This is a genomic window from Methanosarcina sediminis, assembly GCF_052056915.1.
In the GTDB taxonomy this organism is placed as follows: domain Archaea; phylum Halobacteriota; class Methanosarcinia; order Methanosarcinales; family Methanosarcinaceae; genus MTP4.
Genome location: NZ_CP195119.1, coordinates 419534 through 437226, shown reverse-complemented (window position 1 = coordinate 437226; position 17693 = coordinate 419534). Strand labels below are relative to the sequence as shown.

Here is a 17693-nt window from a genome sequence, read left to right as displayed (position 1 = left end):
TTGCAAGACCTGCATATCCCGTTTGAGCGCGTCGATACCGACGAGGCAATTACGATGGACGATTGCGTTCAGATTAATAAAGCACTAGATATGAAAATGGTCAAGACGCTGTTTCTGTGCAACAGAAAGCAGACAGAGTTTTTCCTCTTTGTTACCACAGCAGACAAGCCTTTTAGCGCAAAGGAGTTCAGTAATGCCTTGGGTGTTTCCTGCGTTTCTTTTGCTCCTGCGGACTTTATGGAAAAGATGCTGGGAACAAAGATAGGTGCGACGACTGTTTTCAGCGCCTTATTGGATAAGGACAATGGGGTACAGATTGTTTTCGATAAGGATGTTCTTGCGGAAGAATGGTATGGGTGCAGCGACGGCACGATTACCGGGTTTATGAAAATCAAAACATCACAAATCTTCCATGATTTTCTGACGTTTACAGAACATTCTCCCAGGATTATTCACGTGTAGCGAAAGAAAGGTGAATAATTTGAGTTTGTATCAAAACAGAATTGTTGTCAAAGTAGGGACTTCTACCCTGACAAATTATATGGGGAAAAGCGATCTGCGTTCCTTTGACCGGATTGCCTGTGTACTGTCCGATATTCAGAACATGGGCCATGAAGTCATTTTAGTTTCATCCGGCGCGATTGCTGTGGGTACGAATAAGCTGCAAATGAAAACACGCCCAACGAGTATGCGTTTGAAGCAGGCTGCTGCTGCGGTAGGACAATGCAGCATTATGCACTTATACGACAAATTTTTCAATGACTACGACAAGACTATCGCACAGATTTTGTTGAACGCCGAGGATATGGAAATTGAGGAAAAGAAGGAAAATCTGACAAACACCTTTGACGCCTTGCTCGAAATGGGCATTACCCCGGTTGTGAATGAAAACGACTCGGTTAGCTATACCGAAATCGAATCGAATGATAGACTGTTTGGCGATAACGATATGCTTTCTGCGGTTGTCGCAGTATTGTGCAGAGCGCAAAAACTCGTCATTCTGTCCGACATTGACGGCTTTTATGACAGCGATCCTCGCCTCCATCCCAACGCAAAACGGATAGAGTGTATCAACGCCATAGACGAGGGCGTGCAATCATTAGCCGGAGGCGCTGGTTCTCGGCGCGGTACAGGCGGTATGAAAACTAAACTGCAAGCGGCAAAGCTAGCAACTGCGCAGGGTATTGATACTATCATTACGAACGGCAAAAATCCGTCCGCTCTGTATGAAATCATCAAAGGGGACAGCGTTGGTACGCTTTTTGTCGGTAAACGATAATATACGGAGCATTTGGCTGATAATATTATTTAGTTTTTTATTATATTCCAAAATTGATAATATATATAATATATATTAAAATGCCACAATTATATTATGCGTATTGTACAGGTACTCATTCCGAAAGGAAAGCGAGAGCCGGTACTGGCTGTGCTTGAAGACGAAAAGATCGATTATGCGGTGTGGGATGAAACGGGGAGAGGAGAGTTCGAGGCCCTGGTCCAGTTTCCAATACCTCCGATCGGCGTCGAACCGGTGATGGTCAGGCTGCGTGAAGCGGGAATCAGCGAGAATACATACACGATCGTCCTGTCACCCGAGACGGTTGTTTCCTCACGTATCAAAGCGTTGAAGGAACGTTATTCCGGACTTCGCATTTCCCGGGAAGAACTTATCGCACGTGCGGAGGATCTCGCACCCGCAACTTCTACTTTTATTGCTTTTCTTGTCCTGAGCACTGTTATTGCCACGGCAGGGCTACTGCTTGACTCTGCTGCAACAATCATAGGAGCAATGGTCGTAGCCCCGCTCATGGGCCCGGCAATCTCCGCAAGCGTTGGGACAGTCGTCGATGAGCGGGAACTCGCTGCCCGCGGGGTAAGGCTGCAGGTGGTCGGGCTCCTGCTGGCAATAGCGGTTGCTGCCGTGATAGGTGGAATCGTGAAGGGGACGTTGCTTTTGCCGCCGGCACTCGATATCCGCGAAGTGGGCCAGATTGCCGAGCGTAGCAGCCCGAACTTCCTGTCCCTCTTCCTTGCGCTGGGCTCGGGGCTTGCCGGCGGCATAAGCATTATGCGGGGCTCCGGATCTACCCTTGTGGGGGTGGCAATTGCTGTGGCCCTTGTCCCCCCGGCCGCAACATCAGGGCTCGGGCTTGCCTGGGGACTCTACGAAGTGGCGATAGAAGCTGCCGTGCTGGTGCTCGTAAACCTTCTTGCTATCAACGTATCTGCCCTCCTCCTGTTCTGGCTTTCAGGCTTTCGCCCTGCTGAGAAAAAGGCTGTTGGACGTGCCCGCGCTGCGGTGATCTCACGCGCAGCAGTCCTCGCCATTTCAATCGCCTTCCTCTCCATAGTTCTCGCTCTTGTCACTTACACCTCCTTCCAGGCAGCTCTTGTTGAACAGGAGGTTAACCAGGAACTGGAGGAAATGTTCAAGGAACCCGAGTATGCAGAAGCAGAGTTTATACTGGGGGAAAGCGTAGAAGTCAATTATGGGCCCACAGACTTCCTGTTAGGTGGACCTATAGAGGTGACTTTTTTAGTGGGGTATCAAGCCGGGGAAGAAATTCCTCCGGATATTGGAAGGGTGGCGGATGACCGACTGAAAGAGGCTACTGGCAAAGACGTTAAGATCACTGTTGGCTTTATCGTGGCTCAGCAGATCACCGATTAAGCTGCAGGGACAGCCAACCCCGGAATACCCGGAATCCGGCCTGCCTTACGGTAGTTTCCCGCTTCGTGAGCTTTCCAGGCTGGAAAAATAACTTCTATGAAAAAAAATCTTCCATGAAACCCTGCCATAACCTTTTACTAATTTTTACTGTTGGTTCCCAATCCTGAGTGCTGAGCGTCGTATCCCAAAATGCTCCTCTTTTGCATTCTGGTTCGGTTTTTTCCGCGGAGGCTTTCATAGATGTTACCATACTTCTGCCGTGGTTTTTGCAGCGGCAAAGGATTTCTTCTTTAATTCTTGATATATTTAGATAAGTTTGCCTTTTTACATAAACAACTTCCTATTTAATTTCAAACTGGATTAAATAAAAATAAATATATATATTATAGTAACATAAATTATAATATGCGTCTTGTACAGGTACTCATTCCGGTAGGGAAGCGAGAGCCAGTACTGGCCGTGCTTGACGACGAAAAGATCGACTATGCGGTGTGGGATGAAACGGGGAGAGGGGATTTCGAAGCCCTGGTCCAGTTTCCTATACCCCCTATCGGCGTCGAGCCGGTGATGGCCAGGCTGCGTGAAGCGGGAATCGGCGAGAATACGTACACAATAGTCATATCACCCGAGACTGTTGTTTCCCAACGTATCGAAGCATTGAAGAAACGTTATTCCGGACTTCGCATTTCCCGGGAAGAACTCATCGCACGTGCGGAGGATCTCGCACCCGCAACTTCCACTTTTACTGCTTTTCTTGTTCTAAGCACTATTATCGCTACGGGGGGGCTGTTGCTTGACTCTGCTGCAACAATCATAGGAGCAATGGTCGTAGCCCCGCTCATGGGCCCGGCAATCTCCGCAAGCGTAGGGACGGTCATCAATGATCGGGAACTTGTTTCCCGTGGAATAAAGCTACAGGTAGGAGGGCTCCTGCTTGCAATCCTGGTTGCTGCCGTGATAGGTGGAATCGTTCAGGGGACGTTGCTTTTGCCGCCACAACTCGATATCCGTGAAATAGGCCAGGTTGCCGAACGCATAAGCCCTAACTTCCTGTCCCTTTTCCTGGCTCTGGGCTCAGGACTTGCAGGCGCAATAAGCATTATGCGAGGCTCCGGGTCTACCCTTGTGGGGGTGGCAATTGCCGTAGCCCTTGTCCCCCCTGCAGCAACATCGGGGCTCGGAATCGCCTGGGGACTCTACGGCGTGGCGACAGCAGCGGGCGTACTGGTGCTCGTAAACCTGCTTGCGATCAACGCATCTGCCCTCATCCTGTTCTGGCTTTCAGGCTTTCGCCCTGCTGAGGAAAAGGCTGTTGGACGTGCCCGTGCCTCGGTGATCTCGCGTGCTGCAATCCTCGCCCTTGCAATTGCAGTCCTCTCCATAGTTCTCGCTCTTGTCACTTACACTTCCTTCCAGACCGCTCTGGTTGAACAGCAGGTTGAACAGGAGCTGAGGGACATGTTCGAGGAGCCCGAATATGCAGAAGCAGGGCTTATAATTAGCGACAGAATAGAAATTGACTATGAACCCGCAGACTTCCTATTTGATAACCCGGTAGTAGTGGGTTTTTTCGTGGGGTATCAAGCCGGGGATGAAATTCCTCCGGATATTGCCAGAATAGCTGACGACCGATTGAAAAAAGCAACTGGAAAAGACGTTGAAGTCACTATCGGCTTCGCCATTGCTCAACAGACCGCCAGATAAGCTAGAGATGCAGCCGGCCCCGGGAATGTCGGGGCTCAGGGATACATTTACGGAAACCACTTGCTTCATGGAGGTGTCCCGTGCCGGGAAAATACCTTCTATGAATGGAATTTTCCCGAAATGAGTACTGGCAATCCGGAAAAAGTCGAAAATCGCTAATGGCTGCAATACGAGTAATATAAAAATAAATGACATTAAGTAATACAAAAGTTAACAAAAGTATTAAATACTAATTGGTCGTACAGATATATGCTCTACCCGGTACAGACACAAATCCCCAGATACGCCTCCTGGATTTGTTGAAAGCACCTGAGTTCTGTTTTTGCCCCTGCCTGTGGAAAGATCGGGTAGGGGTAGAAGGTGCAAAAAAGGAGCATATGCCTGTAACTGACCTGCCACTGCATGTAACTGGCTGAACACTGAATGTAACTGGCTGTTAGAACCATCTTTTTTTCCAGATTTTAATTTTCAGGCAGCCCAAAGTAGTCAATCACCGGATTGCTCACATCACCTCACCACAAAAAATTATAAAAATCGAATTTCTGCCAAATGAAAAATACGGGGAAATATATAGTAGCAGCTCTTACACGATATAAATAAAGATAGTGTTAGCTCCGGAAAGGAAGGTGATGTGATGAAAAAAATAGTACTGGGCCTGTCTCTTGTCCTTATGATTCTCGTTAGCGGCTGCATTACCCTGTCAGTAGATTCGAAGGTAAATAAGGAAGGGGAAATCGTTCAATACCACATGATTATAGACACGAACTCCTACGTATATTCGATACTGAACTCGGAGGCTTCCGAAGGAGGAGAAACCCTGAGGGAGAACGTAATTTCGCAGGGTGGAGAATATGAAGAAGTATGGGACGGAGACGACGTAAAAATAACCATAAAGGGTCTTCCTCCTGAAAAAGCATACACGGAAAAAAGTGGAGAGTACCTTATATATAGGGACCCTATCGGGGATTCTGCCTCAGATTACCGGAATGGCGCCGAAGACCCCTTCGGGATGAGCGAAGCCATGGATTCCGTCATAAAAATCCATTATTACCTGGAAATGCCCGGGGAAATCGTTGATTCGAATGCCGACTTCGTTGACGGGAACAAAGCCGAGTGGCACATGGTCACTTTAAGCTCGATAAGGGATGTCCATGCCAAATCCGAAATACCTTCCCTGCCGGGCATTGAACTTTTCGGCGCTGTTATCATGCTCCTGTTAACGACCTTATTTGTGAGAAGCGAATAACCTGAACAGCGAAAAAATAATTTCAAATCTTTTCCTGCGCCCACATTTCAGGGAGCAGGGGTCTCATTTTCCGAAATAAGGCGACCTGATTTGCCGGCATAAAAAAATAGCCAGGGAAGGTTTCTTTTGAAGACGTAAAAAAATTCCGGCACCCTGGCAGCTACATATCGACCTTTATTTTGCAAAGGTATTGAAAAAAAACCCTGGATCAGGTTATATAATATTCTAGATATATTATTAATGAGGACTTGAAGAAGTCCAACAAAAATCATTGCACAACTTGAGGGGATAAAAAACATAAGGTATGGAAGGGATAAAATGGGGCTTTCACTTACAGACCTGACCATACTCTCCGAAACAAAGCGGAACCTGCTCTTATTATTGAGGGGCAAACCTGGAAACATTGAAGAAATCAAAGACCAGCTTTCCCTTAGCAAAGCCTCGGCCCTGATCCATGTTAGAAAACTGGAGAAAGCCAGCCTCCTTATTGAGGATGAGGGGATTTTCAGGCTTTCGGATATGGGAGAGATACTGGCCGAAAACCTGAAGGATCTGTTTGATGTCCTGGATTTCTTCGAGCAAAACATGGACTACTGGAAAAACCATGACCTGAGTCCCATACCCTCCTGCCTCCTAAATACAATCAATAAGCTGGGAAGCTGTGAGCTTATCGAACCCGATGCAGCCTACATGTTTGATATCCCGCAGACATTTCGAGAACATATCCGAAACTCTAAAGAAGTACTGGCATTTCTTTCCTATTTCCATCCGCATACGCCCTCTTTCTACGCTCGTCTTGCCGAAAAGGACGTTGACCTTTCCCTCTGTATGACCCGGGATATCTTTGAAAGGTATCTCAGTGACTTTCCCGGGGAGATAAAAAGAATACTTGCCGCCCAAAACTCCAGACTCCTAATCTGCCACGAAAATTCAGCCATGCCCGAAGTCGTGGCAACCGACCGTTTCATGGCAATCAGGCTCAATGAACACGACGGAAGGCTAAGAAACCGGCTCATGATTAGCCATGAAGCAGAAGCTTTAGAGTGGGGAAGAGAACTGTATGACCATTACGAAAATATGTCAGAGGAAGTAGCCCCGTTTTTCCTGAAAAAATGAACTTACGCCTTTTCATCTATCCTCTCAACCAGCTATCCTCTCAACCAACTATCCTCTCAACCAACTATCCTCTCAACCAACTATCCTCTCAACCAACTATCTTCTCAACTGATTATTCTTCCAGCCGCTTCACAATTCCTTTGCTACCCTGAAGCCGAGGCTGTTGAAGCGCCGGTCCTGTGCCGCAAAAAGCCTTTCAGCCGACCTGCAGCAGCCGGCGTTTCCGTTCCATCCCCCGCCCCGCCTGACCCGGACGGGCTTTGATATGGCTGCAGAAAGGGGGGATTCCCAGGCTTTTCCGTCCGGAGGAGCGTCTTTGTAACTGATGTGGTACTCGTCCCGGACCCATTCCCCGACGTTTCCGTACATGTCGTAAAAACCCCAGGGGTTGGGCTTTTTCAGGCCCACGGGATGAGTCCTGAGCCCGGAATTTTTGAGGAACCAGGCGTACTCGTAAAGTTCCGGCGCTTCTTCCCCGAAGGAATAGCCTGTCGTTGTCCCGGCCCTGGCAGCGTATTCCCATTCGGCTTCGGTTGGGAGGCGATAGATGAGCGTGTTTTCCTCTTCGTTCAATTTCCTCAGAAATTCCTGCACCTCTTCCCAGGAGACACTTTCAACAGGGAGTCTCTCTCCCTTAAAAAATGAAGGGTTGTTTCCCATGACCCTCTCCCACTGGGCCTGGGTGACCGGGTATTTGCCCAGGTAAAAGGGCCTTTCGAGCTTCACCCTGTGCACGGGGCTCTCCCAGAGCTTCCTGCGCTTTTCCCGGATTGGGGAACCCATGTCAAATTCTCCCGCAGGGACCAGGATGAATTCCATTTCGGAAGAGTTGATAATAGTTTCAGGCCAGTTTTTGTCCGTGTTCAGAGTACTCACCGTAGCAGCTTTCAATGCAGCAATTTTCACCGCAGTATTCCTGGTAGCGGCTGAAATATGGAAGAAGACAGAGGAAGATGAAGTCAACATGAAGTCAACATGAAGTCAACATGAAGTCAACATGAAGTCAACATGAAGTAAACATGAAGTAAATGTGGAGGAACTATGTTAAAGTTCCTTATTCTGTTTACTTACTATAGTTTCTTGTCCCTTTTTTTGTATTATTGCAAATAGAACTTTGTTTCCTGCATAGCAAGTCTTGACGATTGTGTCTTTATTTACCACACCCCCCTTAAACACCCAAACATATAAAAAATAATAAATATGAATAGACGGATATTTAATGGGGGAAACGAGAAAGTTTTTTAAATAGAAACAAACAAGAAGGCAGGTGCCCGAAAAGTGAGAACAAATGACACAGCCTCTGATTGACCTTGCCCTCCTTTCCGAGAAGAGGAAAGACCTTCTCCTTCTCCTGAAAGAAGGCCCGAAAAATATCGATGAAATCAAGGAGTCACTTAGCGTCAACGCCGCTTCGATACAGCCCCATATTAAAAGAATGAAAAATGCCAATCTGATAATCGAAAAAAACAGGTCATACAGGTTATCGGAAATCGGGGAAATAATAGTTGAAAACATGCAGCATCTCCTGAGTACACTGGGAGTTCTGGAAGAACATATTGATTACTGGGTAAGCCACGACCTGAGCCCGATCCCTGACTTCCTGCTGGACAGGATTGAAGAACTGGGCAGGTATGAGATTCTGGAACCCAATGCAGAGCACATGTTTGAGACCCCTGACCTGTTCCTGGAAAATATAACGAGTTCAAAAAAAATCTGCACCTTCGTTTCTTACTTCCATCCCGAATCTCCCGAACTCTATGCAAGCCTTGTGGAGAAATATGCGGAACTGACCCTTTGCATGACGGAAATCGTTGCAGAACGCCTGTTTAAAGATTTTCCGCAAGAAGCCGGAAAGTTATCAGGGCTGGAAAATTCAAAGCTCCTTATCTGCCGTAAGCCGGTAAAATTGCCCTCCATAGTCGTGACAGACCGGTTCATGGCCCTCAAGCTTATGGAAAATGACGGAAAATTGAGGGACCAGATACTCCTGTGCTTTGAGGAAGAGGCTTTAAGGTGGGGAAAGGAACTTTTCACCCACTACATGGAAATGTCGGAACCGCTGGACGAAAAAGAATTAATGTCAAAAACTTCGGGCTGAAGCAACCGGATTTCCTGCCAATCCTTTCTGAATTTTCAGCCTTTGGAGTCCGTATCCCTCTCAAAATGGTTGCAGTAAACCAGCTGGATCCTTAGCCCCTCAGCATCCGTTTCCGGGTCAGCAGGCACATACTCAAACCCATACATTTGCCCTATTTTTGCCGTGAAAGCCGCTACAAGGGCATCCAGGATATCGTCCCCTGACACACCCTTCCGCCTGTACCTGGAAAAGTCCGCTACATGCCGGGAAAAAAGGTCGTTGGAACCCACGGAAACACCTTTCCGGTCCCGGAAAAAGATCGGGGAGGGAATGATCTCAAGCAGGGTTTCAAGAAATAGTATCCTGCTCCGGAGCTTCCTGTCAAACTTCCCATATTCGAGAATTTTAGTTAGCAGGGTAAGGACAGCCACCAGGAAGTGTACATCTTCCTGAGTAAACTCCCTTTGCCTTCTAATGTGCAGGGTTATCACTCGGGGGGATGTGCCCTGAATTTTGAAGAGAACGCTGATCCCTCCGGCAAACTCATGATCTGAGGGAGGCTGTTCAGTGGTTGAGGAGTGGATTGTTTGAGGAAACTTTAGAATTTCGCAGGATTCGACTTCAAGGACAGAAGCAACCATAGCTGCTGTCATTCAGCAGAGTCTGGTTGCCTGCTGATGAAAGAGACAGTTCCCCCAACCTGGAAAGAACTCGCTGCTGGTGTTCTTGCAGGCGCGGCTTTTCTTCGTCCGGTTTCCGGGAACTGAAATTTATCCAGTGGATGTGTACGAATTCCTCATCAAGAGGCTTGAACATGAGTGAGTATTCCTTTTCCCCTCCTTTTACCACTAAATTCCTGGGCTCCCTCTCCCGAAGGACTTTTAGGATAAAACATGCAACATTTTCAGGAAGTTGTTCTCCTATACGAATACCCCAGATCTCAAGCAAAGGGACACCTGCCTCGTTCGCATAGAGCAACTTCCCGTCTTTTTCCACTCTGAATATGGGCTCAGGGCTGGTTGAGAGGAGCTGTTTCATTCAGGAAAATTCATCCACGTCAGCCTTCGCTGCACCAAAGTTAATACTGAACACTTCTCCTTCATGTCAAATTATTTTTCTCATCCGTATGATATTGGATATTCAGTATGATATTGGATATTCAGTATGATATTGGATATTCAGCATGATATTGGATATTCAGTGCAAAAAAGATTGCATTAATTACGAATTTCTGTATTGTGTAAATAGGTATGATGAATGAAAAATTAAAAAATGTTTCCAACAAATAATAGGACAGGGATTTAAATCCAGGGGAACTCTGCATATTCTTTTTGTGAAATCTCCTGACCCGAAAATTGCCTGAAATAGTAGAATAATTTTTTATTGGTTACTTCCCATCTGTACTCAGGAAGAAAAACTCGGAAAACATAAGGTGGGATGAAACCTGTCAAAAAAACAAACACTAACAACCCTGGTAATCTTACTCCTTACAGCCGCCCTGCTCACCTCCGGCTGCCTCAGTGAAGGCGGAACGAAGTTTTCAATCTCCGATAACGACACGGAAATCGAAGTAGACCTCCCCGGAACCGTGGAAGATGAATGGTGCCCGGTCGGTTCCCACATCAAGGTCACAAACCCGATCACAAAAAAAGCCCTTGACATGACCGTAATCGGGAAAGAAGAATTCGAAGGGGAAACCCTCTGCAAAGCCGCCCTTGAAACCACAGGTGAAGAAGGCACCTCGACCTTCGAATACATGTGGTCCGAAGACAAGAACACAACTGTCTTCACCAAGTACGACACCGAAGGAAACGTTTCCCTGAAATACATCTCCAAGGACGGAAAGAAGACGATTATTGGTGGAGATGGAAAGACCCTGGAGTTTTGAGACGAAAATGAATGAAAGAGCTGAGATAAAAGGGCTCAAACTATCCCTTATCTCTTTCTTCTGGAAACGATAAGCAACAGAAGCAGCACAAAAATAAAAACCGACCCCTTGAAAGCCGGAGCTTCGGAAATAAAACTTTCAATGGATTCGAGAGTAAAACCTTCAACCGAGTCAAGAATAGATTCTGGAGTAAAACTTTCAACGGATTCCCGGGTCCTTTTTGAAGAAAAAGGAGAGTCTGAAGCCTTTACGTCGAGGCTCAGGGTGTCATGCTGGGAGTAAGATTTGTCCTCCTCAAAAGAGTAAAAGATATCCGCTTCAACATCGTGTTTTCCTTCTTCATTGCCAATCATTTCAAGAGATATGGTCCTGACATCACTGCCCGGTTCAAGCGTGTATTCAGCCTGATACATCCCCCCACCACTTGTGGCAAAATATGAGCCTGAAACCGAGACCCCGCTCGGAGGCCTGACAACGAGCTGGACGTTCATCGTTTTACCCCCCAGGGGGTTCATTACTCCAAGGTCGAAAACCGCAGTTTCCCCTACATTGATCTCTTTTTTAGTGCACTGGAAGGCTACCGACGGGCCTTTATCGGAAACTTCCAGGGGGATTTCCTTGTGGTTTTTGTGTTCATTTTCATCGAGGTCAGAGGCTTCGATTTCTATCAGGTGTCCCCCTGCAGAGAGTGGCCCCATAACGGTTTTGTAAGCCCCTTCCTCATGGAAGGTATCTATCAAGGTGCCGTCAATTTCTACCCGGACTGTTTTAATCCCGCTTTCATCCCTGACGAAGAAGTCCAGTTCAAGCTCTTCCCCGTCCTCGAGAATGGAATCTCCATCCCCGATTTCGGAAATCCCGGAAACTTCTATTGTGGGAGCCCTGGGGTCTTCCTGCTTCAGGACTAGGGTGTAAAAATCACCCCTGTTTCCCACGTGTATATGCCCTTCGGTCGGGTAATATGTTTCTTTCTCAACCCTGACCATCACATCACTTTCCTGGAGCAGCCGGACTTCAAGGACCCCTTCAAGGTCAGTAGAACCTGTAAAATTGTTCCCGATAAAAACTTCAGCATTGCTGACAGGCTGCCCGAAAGAGTCTTCCACGTTCAAAGTAAGGGGAACTTTTGCACAGACGATTTCAATTTTAACGCCCGTTACTTCATCATACCCCATTTCCACTTCTTTCATCGATTCAAAGTAATCGGGGTGCAGGACGTTTACGATATGAGTTTCTCCCTGGGCAGCTTCGCTGCGGATAAAACCTTCCTGATCGGTGGACCCGATAAACGTATTGTCAAGATAAACTTCAACTCCTTCCACCGGCTCCCCGGTACTTCCATCCGCGACCGAAATATCCAGTTTTCCGGAACTCCGGATTTTCTCGACCTGTACCGTGCCGGAAAAATCGTTGTTTGCCTCGCTTTCTTCCTCGACGTACTCCGAATACCCGGCCTTATCCTTCATATCGATATACGCCGTAACCTTATAGTCACCCCCTTCCAGATTCCGGGCAAGCTTCCAGGAACACTTATAGACAGCTGCATCCCCCGCCCGGAGGGCAGGAACTTTCTCATATCCGAGCCTGGAGTCATCAACATACAGACAGATGTAAAAATCCTTTCCCGAACTCAGGCTGCCCTGGTTCCCATACTTTACGGAAAAAGTGACCTCATCTTCGGTTTTGGGGCTGGCAGGGTCCCAGGTAATTTCTTCGATTACTAAATCAGGTCCCCCGTAACTTCCAGGTTCGTCCTCACTTCCAGGTTCGTCCTCACTTTCAGTTTCTTCCTCGCTCTCAGGTTCTCCCTCGCTTTCAGGTTCTCCCTCACTTTCAGTTTCTCCCTCGCTCTCAGTTTCCTCACTTTCAGTTTCTTCCTCGCTCTCAGTTTCTCCCTCGCTCTCAGTTTCGTCCTCACTTTCAGGTTCTCCCTCACTTTCAGGTTCGTCCCCACTTTCAGGTTCATCCCCACTTTCGGGTTCGTCCCCACTTTCGGGTTCGTCCCCACTTTCGGGTTCGTCCCCACTTTCAGGTTCATCCCCACTTTCGGGTTCGTCCCCACTTTCAGTTTCTCCCTCACTTTCAGTTTCTCCCTCACCCTCAGGTTCTTCCTCGCTCTCAGTTTCTCCCTCGCTCTCAGTTTCGTCCTCACTTTCGGGTTCGTCCCCACTTTCAGGTTCTTCCTCACTTATCTGGAATGTCTTCGAGAAGTTGTTGTTCGTCTCATCGCTTTCCTCGATATACCCCGAACCCTCGTTTTCGTCCTCCATGTCGATGTAAGCGGCAACCTTATGTTCACCTTCCGGGCCATTCGGGAAATCCGGGTCAACAGTCCAGGTACATTCGCAAACAGAAGATTCTCCGGGCTGGAGATCATCAACCCATTCATAAGCGACCTGTGAATCATCGACATAGAGACAGATGCCAAAACCATTTCCTGCATTACGGGTCCCCCGGTTGCCATACATTACTGTAAAAGTCACTTCATCCCCGGTTTTCGGGAATTCCGGCATCCATAAGATATCTTCGACAAAGAGGTCGGGGTTTTCGTTTCCACTTACTAAAAAATAATCCTCAAAATCATTATTCGACTCATCAGTTTCGGGAACCTGGCCGGAGGCATCAATCACCGCAATAACGGAGTGTTCTCCTATTCCCATATCCTCCCCGATATGAAATAAAAAATCAACACTTGCACCTTCCCCCGCATCAAGGGGAAACACATCCATCTCCCCTTCCAGAGTTCCGTCAACAAAAAGAAAAATAACAAAACTTTCATTACTCAGGTTCCCGAGATTTGCATATTCCACAGTAAAAATCACGTCATCCCCTATCTGCGTCTCGGGAATATCCGGGACGATTCCCAGAACAGCCAGGTCAGCCTGTTCTTCGTCAGCTGCCGCCGGAATACAAAGCAAAAGCATCAAAAAAAACACGGAAAAGAGCAATTTTGAATTGGATTTTTTGAATTGAGATGTCTTGAATTGAGATGTCTTGAATTGAGATGTCTTGAATTGAGATTTTACAGACCTGGCTGTGATGAAACGAGAGATATTGATTAAAGATTTCTTGACCCTGGAATTCCTGAACAGCAATAACGATCCCCCCGAGAATAAGAAAGGAATCCGATTCTTCCTTTAAAGTTTTGAGCAGGCATTAAAAAATGAAAAATAGGGTTTACTTTTTCATCACCGATTTTTCAGCATTACGCGTTCATCTCATCTGTTCTTCAACATCAGGATTTCCGCCTGGTTCTGAAAAAGGCGACTCCCGCAAAAGCCAGCAAAGCGCACACAACCCCAGGCCCTGGTACGGTTTCAGCTTGTGTGCCTGTCCCCTTGCCACCGTCCGGGTCCCCTTCCCCATCGGTGGGCTCAGGCATCTCCTCTATGTCTTCGGAAACCTCATTTACAACAAAGGGATGGGTAAGCGATATGGGGTAATAACTGTCCTTGTTGTTTTCCGGATAGTACATCCCGGTCAGGTGAAGGGTAAAAGTGCCAACCTTATCGGCTTTGACATTCAGGTACACGGTCCTTGCCTGCCCCGGCGGAACCGTGAAGGTCCCGTAGACAGTTCCGGCAGCAGCAGCCTGTCCGAACCCTTCCCCATTTACATGAATCCCGGCAGGAACACTGACTCGCATGTCCACGCTCAGGTTAACTTCGTTAATGGTCGGGTTATCCATGTACATCTCTATCAGCCCGTCATCCCCCGAATCAATCACATCATTGACAGGCCTGAGCTTGACAACCGGCCCGACCCTGAACTTTCCCTCACTGCTCACCTGCGGTTCCTCGGGAACAGGCTCATCATCGTCTTCATCCACACAGTAAGACACACTTTCCGTCTCACATTCTTCCAGGCTTTCCGTTTCACACCCTTCCGTGCGGGTATCCCCGGTCCCTGCAGCGGGAACTAAAATAAGCATCAAACAAAAAACGATTATAATGAACTTAATAACGAAATTATTCACACTATCCCCCTATACGGAAAGAGCATTTTTATTTAAAAGGCTTTTGAATTATTGCTTAGAAATCAACATCGGGGGAAATTAATTTTAATAGATTTTATTAAAATTGGAATATGTGAAAAGGGTATCAGGATATACAAAAAATCCACTCTGATAACTGTAGATGTGCAGCAGGATGACCAAAAAAGTTAACCCAATGACTGTGGAAGGGCATTGTAATGTATAAGAAGGACATCCGAACAACCAAACATCAGTTTTTGTTTCAATAATCTGTTTCACGGTTTCAAAAATCTGTTTTATTAAATGTCCACAGACCGGAATCTAGCCCAATTTACAACCGGTTTTTATAGTAAGCGCCATAAGTTTCTATTGTAGATAAGTTAAAGTTAATCCCGATAAAATATTTTACATAAAAATCAGGTAGACTTATCATGAAACTCCACTGCCTCCAGCACTCAGCCATAAACACCCTCGGCACAATCGAAGAATACGCCGAAACCAGAGGCTACCCCCTGGAATCTACCCGCTTTTATGAAACCGAAAAGCAGCCCGAAATGGACTCCTTTGACCTCCTGATCATCATGGGTGGGCCCATGGGCATCTGCGACTATGCCGAAAACCCCTGGCTCATAGTTGAAAAGCAGTTCATCAAACAGGTCATCGCAGCAGGGAAACCGGTGCTCGGGATCTGCCTGGGAGCGCAGTTGCTTGCCGATTTGCTCGGCGCAAAGGTGTTTGAAAACGGAAACAGGGAAATGGGCTGGTACCCGATCCGAAAAGCCCCAACCGGGAACAAAACAGAATTCCTGGAAGGGCTGCCTGAAGAGATCACGGTCTTTCACTGGCATGGGCGGACTTTTGACCTGCCGGAAGGAGCAGTGCACCTTTTCGAGAGCGAAGGGTGCAGGAACCAGGCTTTCATTTATGAAGGAAGAGTTGTTGCTATTCAGTTCCACCCCGAAGTGCACGAAGAAAGAGTTGAGTCCATGATCAGCAGGTTCGGAGAGGAGATCGGAGAAGGCCCGTTTATCCAGAAAAAGGAACAGATGCTCGGGCAGAAAGAGTATCTGGACGGGTCGAAGGAATTTATGTTTTCGATACTGGATAATTTTGAAAAAATAGTTTAAAGGGATAGAAGCTCAAAACCATATAAATCTCCAGGCCCATTTCCCTGCAGGCAAAAATTTGGTGCCCATATATTAATCAGGGCACCGGGAATGTTGCCGCACATGACGAGACTGGCTACTTGAGAGGAGGCTTTTGGCCCCACAACAGCGTCCAAAAGGGACCTGAAATGCCTATTTTCCAAATACCTCAGCTTTTTTAAACAAAGTGCCTTTTTAGCAAATCTCTCTTTTACCAAACGGCGTCAGAATTAATAACATTGAAAATATCTGAATAGTGCTTCTCATGACCTATTTTTCTAAAGGATTATATCATTGAGCCAACATGATAATAATAATATAACTGTCACCAGGTCGTATTATTGTATAGTACTGTCAAATAATTACATTCAAATAATTATATGATCTAAGAAAATAATTTAAGACTGTAGCTTGAGAGCTATGAGCAAAGCTGTAGATTGAAAGCTACAAGCAAAGCGACAGACAAGACAACAAGACCACAGAGCAAAAGCAAAAAAGTGCAGAACCTGCAGATGAAGAAAGTCAGCAATGACTTGGAGAAGTGGGGAAATTATCAGGAAAGCGGCACATATCCCGCGGGTTGGGGAAATTTAAAAGCATTGTGATCAAGCACCTTGTTTTTAAAACCGTGGGGGTCTACACAAAAAACAGGAATTTAACCGAAAAACGGAAAATATGCAGTGCCGCTCCGAGGGGATTTAGGAAAAAATACCTGAATCCCTTATCCCTTATCCCTTATCCCTTATCCCTTTTGCACAAAACACTCTTTTTGCCGGGTTCTTTTTTCAAACATGTCTCTTCTGTTAAGCCCTCCCTATGTATGCAGGCGTCTTTTTTTGAAAAAGCGGCAAAAAAGGAGCAATCACAAGCCTCATCCAGGGACTTTCAGCAGCCTCTTCGAGCTCACTTTCGTGCAAGCAAAAGAAGCCACCGCATCGAGAAAAAGAAGCCACCGCATCGAGAAAAAGAAGCCACCGCATCGAGATTATCCAGACCCTTTTCGGAAATACGGAGGCAATGAAGAGAAAAGGGCTTTCAGCCATCTGCCCTGAATCCGGACCTGAACAGGAAACTTCGCACCAAATTAAGGATTTTTGGTGAATAAAAGACTAATTCCAAAAAGGAATTCACATCCATGAATAAAAAATATCTGCCAGTTGTCTCCATTGGATAAGCCGCACGTTAGCGTAAATAGAAAACTTCCGGAACATAATAATATAAAAGTGATAGATAACTATATATACAAATTTATAATATAACTTTATTGTAAATATATATTCGTTATGTTTACACAAATTGCCTAAAGTTTGGAGTTATGGGGTTAAAATTCAAAAATGGATACTGGTTTTAATCGCCATACAGGATTTCCCCAAAATACAGGCAATAAAAACGGAAAAGTAAAAAACGGAAAAGGCAAAAACGGGAAAAGTAAAAAACGGGAAAAGTAAAAAACGGGAAAAGTAAAAAACGGAAAAGGCAAAAACGGGAAAAGTAAAAAACGGAAAAGGCAAAAACGGGAAAAGTAAAAAACGGAAAAGGCAAAAACGGAAAAGGCAAAAACGGGAAAGATAAAAACGGAACGGTTCTCAGGACAGGGCGAAGAGAGTAATATCCCCAGGTACAGCTGGTAACATGTATGCTCTGTGGATCAAATATATCTTTCTTCTGCCATGTCCAGAACTAATATGTAATATTAGCAAGTCCCGGGAAAGTATTTGCCCGTAGAATAAAAATCCTTTTTCGCTTACTTTAACTTTTCGATTTTGTTTTACTTTTCCCGAAAGATGGTAGAAACGAGTCTGTTTTTTCCTGCAACCTGACTTTGACAGTTTCCACTAATTTTAATTAAAATTTCCTTCATTTTTCCCGA

At 46.2% G+C, this 17693-nt stretch carries 16 protein-coding genes; 10 read left to right on the top strand and 6 right to left on the bottom strand.

The window, feature by feature from the left end:
* The 6 genes from ACSAZK_RS01835 (at position 1) to ACSAZK_RS01810 (ending at position 6740) form a co-directional block, all read left to right on the top strand.
* On the top strand, positions 1–462 hold the full coding sequence (locus ACSAZK_RS01835) for a prolyl-tRNA synthetase associated domain-containing protein (protein ID WP_440955730.1): 462 nt from the start codon (positions 1–3) through the stop codon (positions 460–462).
* A gap of 25 nt (positions 463–487) precedes the next feature.
* Positions 488–1279 (top strand): glutamate 5-kinase, encoded by a 792-nt coding sequence (gene proB, locus ACSAZK_RS01830; RefSeq protein WP_440955729.1) that lies wholly within the window; start codon positions 488–490, stop codon positions 1277–1279.
* 96 nt (positions 1280–1375) lie between these two features.
* On the top strand, positions 1376–2674 hold the full coding sequence (locus ACSAZK_RS01825; RefSeq protein WP_440955728.1) for a TIGR00341 family protein: 1299 nt from the start codon (positions 1376–1378) through the stop codon (positions 2672–2674).
* Between the two features lie 405 nt (positions 2675–3079).
* Entirely contained in the window at positions 3080–4378 is a 1299-nt protein-coding gene (locus ACSAZK_RS01820) for a TIGR00341 family protein (protein WP_440955727.1), read from the top strand.
* Positions 4379–5012: 634 nt separating this feature from the next.
* Positions 5013–5624, top strand: coding sequence for a hypothetical protein (locus tag ACSAZK_RS01815; RefSeq protein ID WP_440955726.1), 612 nt, complete (start codon positions 5013–5015; stop codon positions 5622–5624).
* Between the two features lie 318 nt (positions 5625–5942).
* Positions 5943–6740 (top strand): helix-turn-helix transcriptional regulator, encoded by a 798-nt coding sequence (locus ACSAZK_RS01810; protein WP_440955725.1) that lies wholly within the window; start codon positions 5943–5945, stop codon positions 6738–6740.
* Positions 6741–6869: 129 nt separating this feature from the next.
* On the opposite strand, the gene ACSAZK_RS01805 is transcribed toward ACSAZK_RS01810, so the two are convergent.
* Positions 6870–7559 (bottom strand): formylglycine-generating enzyme family protein, encoded by a 690-nt coding sequence (locus ACSAZK_RS01805; RefSeq protein ID WP_440955724.1) that lies wholly within the window; start codon positions 7557–7559, stop codon positions 6870–6872.
* On the opposite strand from ACSAZK_RS01805, the gene ACSAZK_RS01800 reads away from it, so the two are divergent.
* Together ACSAZK_RS01800 and ACSAZK_RS01795 are read left to right on the top strand one after the other, a co-directional pair.
* A complete protein-coding gene (locus ACSAZK_RS01800) occupies positions 7549–7719 on the top strand; it encodes a hypothetical protein (protein ID WP_440955723.1) in 171 nt (56 codons plus the stop codon). The genes ACSAZK_RS01805 and ACSAZK_RS01800 overlap by 11 nt on opposite strands.
* Positions 7720–8028: 309 nt before the next feature.
* On the top strand, positions 8029–8838 hold the full coding sequence (locus tag ACSAZK_RS01795; RefSeq protein ID WP_440955722.1) for a helix-turn-helix transcriptional regulator: 810 nt from the start codon (positions 8029–8031) through the stop codon (positions 8836–8838).
* A gap of 35 nt (positions 8839–8873) precedes the next feature.
* Here the strand turns inward: ACSAZK_RS01795 and ACSAZK_RS01790 are convergent, their stop codons facing one another.
* Positions 8874–9470: a hypothetical protein gene (locus ACSAZK_RS01790; protein WP_440955721.1), complete on the bottom strand. Its 597-nt coding sequence runs from the start codon at positions 9468–9470 to the stop codon at positions 8874–8876.
* The gene (locus ACSAZK_RS01785) at positions 9439–9855 is read right to left on the bottom strand and encodes a hypothetical protein (RefSeq protein ID WP_440955720.1); all 417 of its coding nucleotides are present in this window, start codon (positions 9853–9855) and stop codon (positions 9439–9441) included. The genes ACSAZK_RS01790 and ACSAZK_RS01785 overlap by 32 nt, the downstream gene beginning before the upstream one ends.
* Before the next feature lie 550 nt (positions 9856–10405).
* On the opposite strand from ACSAZK_RS01785, the gene ACSAZK_RS01780 reads away from it, so the two are divergent.
* Positions 10406–10705, top strand: coding sequence for a hypothetical protein (locus ACSAZK_RS01780; protein ID WP_440955719.1), 300 nt, complete (start codon positions 10406–10408; stop codon positions 10703–10705).
* A gap of 47 nt (positions 10706–10752) precedes the next feature.
* Here ACSAZK_RS01780 and ACSAZK_RS01775 read toward each other — a convergent pair whose 3' ends face one another.
* On the bottom strand, positions 10753–13629 hold the full coding sequence (locus tag ACSAZK_RS01775) for a CARDB domain-containing protein (protein ID WP_440957078.1): 2877 nt from the start codon (positions 13627–13629) through the stop codon (positions 10753–10755).
* Positions 13630–13940: 311 nt separating this feature from the next.
* Positions 13941–14636: a hypothetical protein gene (locus ACSAZK_RS01770; protein WP_440955718.1), complete on the bottom strand. Its 696-nt coding sequence runs from the start codon at positions 14634–14636 to the stop codon at positions 13941–13943.
* 473 nt (positions 14637–15109) lie between these two features.
* Between ACSAZK_RS01770 and ACSAZK_RS01765 the strand changes: the two genes are divergently transcribed.
* On the top strand, positions 15110–15805 hold the full coding sequence (locus ACSAZK_RS01765; protein ID WP_440955717.1) for a type 1 glutamine amidotransferase: 696 nt from the start codon (positions 15110–15112) through the stop codon (positions 15803–15805).
* Positions 15806–16626: 821 nt separating this feature from the next.
* Here ACSAZK_RS01765 and ACSAZK_RS01760 read toward each other — a convergent pair.
* Positions 16627–16866, bottom strand: a complete 240-nt coding sequence (locus tag ACSAZK_RS01760; protein WP_440955716.1) for a hypothetical protein — start codon at positions 16864–16866, stop codon at positions 16627–16629.
* Between the last annotated feature and the right edge of the window lie 827 nt (positions 16867–17693).

What these genes read in the sequence shown, in the direction of transcription:
- ACSAZK_RS01810 (WP_440955725.1), top strand. Translation starts at nt 5,943, where the DNA reads ATGGGGCTTTCACTTACAGACCTGACCATACTCTCCGAAACAAAGCGG.
- ACSAZK_RS01795 (WP_440955722.1), top strand. Translation starts at nt 8,029, where the DNA reads ATGACACAGCCTCTGATTGACCTTGCCCTCCTTTCCGAGAAGAGGAAA.
- ACSAZK_RS01815 (WP_440955726.1), top strand. Translation starts at nt 5,013, where the DNA reads ATGAAAAAAATAGTACTGGGCCTGTCTCTTGTCCTTATGATTCTCGTT.
- ACSAZK_RS01825 (WP_440955728.1), top strand. Translation starts at nt 1,376, where the DNA reads ATGCGTATTGTACAGGTACTCATTCCGAAAGGAAAGCGAGAGCCGGTA.
- ACSAZK_RS01775 (WP_440957078.1), bottom strand. Translation starts at nt 13,629, where the DNA reads ATGCTTTTGCTTTGTATTCCGGCGGCAGCTGACGAAGAACAGGCTGAC.
- ACSAZK_RS01765 (WP_440955717.1), top strand. Translation starts at nt 15,110, where the DNA reads ATGAAACTCCACTGCCTCCAGCACTCAGCCATAAACACCCTCGGCACA.
- ACSAZK_RS01790 (WP_440955721.1), bottom strand. Translation starts at nt 9,470, where the DNA reads ATGACAGCAGCTATGGTTGCTTCTGTCCTTGAAGTCGAATCCTGCGAA.
- ACSAZK_RS01800 (WP_440955723.1), top strand. Translation starts at nt 7,549, where the DNA reads ATGAATTCCATTTCGGAAGAGTTGATAATAGTTTCAGGCCAGTTTTTG.
- ACSAZK_RS01770 (WP_440955718.1), bottom strand. Translation starts at nt 14,636, where the DNA reads ATGCTTATTTTAGTTCCCGCTGCAGGGACCGGGGATACCCGCACGGAA.
- ACSAZK_RS01805 (WP_440955724.1), bottom strand. Translation starts at nt 7,559, where the DNA reads ATGGAATTCATCCTGGTCCCTGCGGGAGAATTTGACATGGGTTCCCCA.
- ACSAZK_RS01820 (WP_440955727.1), top strand. Translation starts at nt 3,080, where the DNA reads ATGCGTCTTGTACAGGTACTCATTCCGGTAGGGAAGCGAGAGCCAGTA.
- ACSAZK_RS01785 (WP_440955720.1), bottom strand. Translation starts at nt 9,855, where the DNA reads ATGAAACAGCTCCTCTCAACCAGCCCTGAGCCCATATTCAGAGTGGAA.
- ACSAZK_RS01760 (WP_440955716.1), bottom strand. Translation starts at nt 16,866, where the DNA reads ATGGCTGAAAGCCCTTTTCTCTTCATTGCCTCCGTATTTCCGAAAAGG.